Raw genomic sequence first — 2,888 nt, 5'->3', positions numbered from 1 at the left:
CTATTGGAGGTGCACTCCCGACACCCGCACATGAGTCGGCTGGTGACCACGGAAGCCGCCACCGCCAACCCGAGGCTGACCTACTCATATGAGGCCCACGTGGTCCCACTGCCGCTGGCCTGCTGGCCCCGGTCAAGACGTTGGTCGACCGCGGCGTGCTCACCGAGGTGGACATTCGAAGCCTGCACTTCGTGAGCGCCCCAAGGAGCGGCCGCGCCGTTCAGCATGGTGCCCTTCGCCAAGATGCTCAACCCCGGTGGACCCCCTGGACCCCGACGCCGTGCGCGAGCATGCGTGCCTGGTCTCCGACATGATCGCCGCCGGCCTGCGCGCCCGCGGAGCCTGACCAATACCCGGAGACGAAATTTGCTAGGTCGGTAGCAGCCAGTTACGGTCGCGGGGTATCGGGTCGGCCGACCGAGCAAGGTCGTTTGTGCGACCTGCGCGGTTCACGATTCGCACTGCCACTCGGCGACTCGGATCGAGCCGCGGGGAGGCGCTGCCCGGTGGGCCGTAGTCCGTCGAAGAGCAGGGTCAAGTAACGGCGGTTGACGGCGGTGTCGCGGCCCGTGTTGTGCACGATAGCCAGTGCCATCCAGACCACCGCCGTCATATCGTCGGCGGTCAGGTCCTGGCGCACCATTCCCGCGTCGCGGGCACGACCCAGTACTCGTTCTTTGGCCGCGGCGTAGGCGGCCATGGTGTCCATGCCCATGACCGCGTGCTCCTTTGCGAGTGACGTCAGGACCGGGTGAGCGGCGAACGCGTCGATGGTGGCGGTGAGTGTCGCGACGAGATCTTCCCAGGGGTCCGCTCCGTCCTCGACGATGGCACTGGCGATCTCGGCGGCGAAGACATGCTCGGCAACAGCCTTGATGAGTTCCTCACGGGTCCCGAAACGCCGGTAGAGCGTCGCGATTCCTACGCCTGCGCGGCGGGCGATGTCGTCCAGCGAGACCGCGGGACCGTCTTCTTCGAATGCGGCCGCGGCGGCGGTCACAATCCGTTGGTGGTTGCGCGCCGCGTCAGATCGCAGGCCGGGCGTGCTGCTGGCGGTCATTGGTAGTCGTGGGGCACGTTACCGGGCGAGGTCACTGCCGAGCGATGCTCAAAGCCCCGGACGGGCAGAGATCGACTGCGTTGCGGACCCGCATCTCGTCGTCAGCCGGTATCTGCTCGGTGAGCACCACGACAATGCCCTCATCGTCTTGATCGAAGACTGCGTCGGTGGTCATCACGCACATGCCGGCGCCGATGCAGATGTCGCGGTCTGCCACAACTTTCACGGGTCACCACCTCACCTTCAGCGACTCTGCGCCGTAAATGAGGTTCAGCTCGCGGAACGGCACGTCGGTGAGTTCTTCGTCGAGCGCCAGGTGTGGGAAGCGGCGCAGCAATGCCGGGAAAGCGATCCGCATTTCCATCCGCGCCAGCGGCGCCCCGAGGCAGTGGTGCACACCGTGGCCGAATGCCAGGTGACCGGGCGCGCCGCGGCTGATGTCGAAGGCGTCCGGCGCGTGGATGAAGTGGGGATCGTGATTGCCAGCGGGCAGCGAGAGGATCACGAGATGCCCGGCCGGGATGACCACGCCGCCGACCTCGACTTCGGACGTGGTGATCCGCGGAATCGCGTTCTGCACCACCGACAGGTATCGCAGCAGTTCCTCGATGGCCGGCCCGACGGCATCGGGGTCGTCGCGAACTGCGGCCAGTTGATCGGGGTGTTGTAGCAGCGCAATAGTGCCAAGGCTCAACATATTCGACGTTGTCTCATGTCCGGCCAGCAGCAGCAGTCCCCCGATGCCGACGAGTTCGTCGTCGCTGACTTCGGTGCCGTGCTCACGAACCAGCATGCCGAGCATGTCCTCGCCTGGCTTGCGCCGCGCCCGCTGAACGAGAGTCATCATGTATTCGCGGCTCGCGCGCTGCTCGGCGAAGCGCTCGGTGGTTGGGATTCTGAAATTGAGCTGGCGCGACGAGCGCCGCTGAAAGTCCTCGCGATCCTCGTAGGGCACACCAAGCAATTCGCAGATCACCAGGGACGGGATCGGCAGCGCGAAACTCGCGACGAGGTCGGCGGGCGACCCGGCCTGTTCCATTGCGTCCAGGTGCTGCTCGACGATCTCGACGATGCGCGACTCCAGGCGCTTCATCCGCCGGATTGTGAATTCGGGAGTGAGCATGCGGCGCAGCCGCTGGTGTTGTGGGGGGTCGATCCCGAGCAGGTTTCCGGCGCTGAGCTGTGCGTGCTCTTCAGTGGTGACCGCGGTGGAATCGGCCCCCCAGCCTGGTGGCTTGCGGTTAGAGAAGCGTGCGGGATCCGCCAGCGCCGCCTTGACGTCACCATAACGGGTCACCAAGTAGGCCGGTAATCCAAGGGGGGTGACGATCTTCTGTACGCCGACCGCATCACGGATAGCACCGAGCTCCGGAATCGGATCGAGAACAACACGCCGCATGTACTGCGGCACATCGGGTGCCTGCGTCATGCCGCCAAGTGTACGCCAGAAACGATAGTATTACTACCAGTTAGAAAACGTGGCCACTGCTACGGCCACGAATCCGTAACCAGCACAGCCGGGTTCGCCGGACCGGCCTGCATCGGGCAGGGGTGTGCAGCAGATGCGCCGCGCTTCATCCGGTATGACACCAAAGATGCACAGGACCTGCTCGGTGAGCTTGTCCATCCGCTGAAATGTTCACCAAGCGCCACCTGGAGGGCGAGACCAAGGGGCAGTGGTATCTGCGTCAGATGCTGGGCAGCAGCAACATTGACGCCGGCCCGGTGATGGCGTTCATGACCGGCAATCTCTCGTATCAGATTGAGCATCACCTGTATCGGATCTGCCGAGCACCGGCTGGCCGAGATCTCGGTGCGGGTGCGCTAG

Annotated in this window: 3 protein-coding genes and 1 pseudogene; 1 reads left to right on the top strand and 3 read right to left on the bottom strand. The window is 64.9% G+C overall.

Features of this window, described 5'->3' with window-relative positions:
• Nucleotides 1-388: 388 nt before the first annotated feature.
• From VFW69_RS18690 to VFW69_RS18680, 3 genes are read right to left on the bottom strand one after another with little or no spacing between them, the layout of a single operon-like run.
• Entirely contained in the window at nucleotides 389-1,060 is a 672-nt protein-coding gene (locus VFW69_RS18690) for a TetR/AcrR family transcriptional regulator (RefSeq protein WP_526503313.1), read from the bottom strand.
• Nucleotides 1,061-1,091: 31 nt separating this feature from the next.
• Nucleotides 1,092-1,286, bottom strand: coding sequence for a ferredoxin (locus tag VFW69_RS18685; protein WP_526503311.1), 195 nt, complete (start codon nucleotides 1,284-1,286; stop codon nucleotides 1,092-1,094).
• A gap of 3 nt (nucleotides 1,287-1,289) precedes the next feature.
• Complete coding sequence (locus VFW69_RS18680; protein WP_526503309.1) at nucleotides 1,290-2,489, bottom strand: cytochrome P450; 1,200 nt, start codon at nucleotides 2,487-2,489, stop codon at nucleotides 1,290-1,292.
• A 200-nt stretch (nucleotides 2,490-2,689) separates the two neighbouring features.
• On the opposite strand from VFW69_RS18680, the pseudogene VFW69_RS18675 reads away from it, so the two are divergent.
• Nucleotides 2,690-2,888, top strand: a pseudogene (locus VFW69_RS18675) (fatty acid desaturase); the annotation flags it as partial.

Origin of the sequence: Mycobacterium sp., from assembly GCF_036273375.1 — a bacterium.
Taxonomy (GTDB): domain Bacteria; phylum Actinomycetota; class Actinomycetes; order Mycobacteriales; family Mycobacteriaceae; genus Mycobacterium.
The sequence above is the reverse complement of the archived record's forward strand: the minus strand, read 5'-3'. Positions and strand labels throughout refer to the sequence as shown.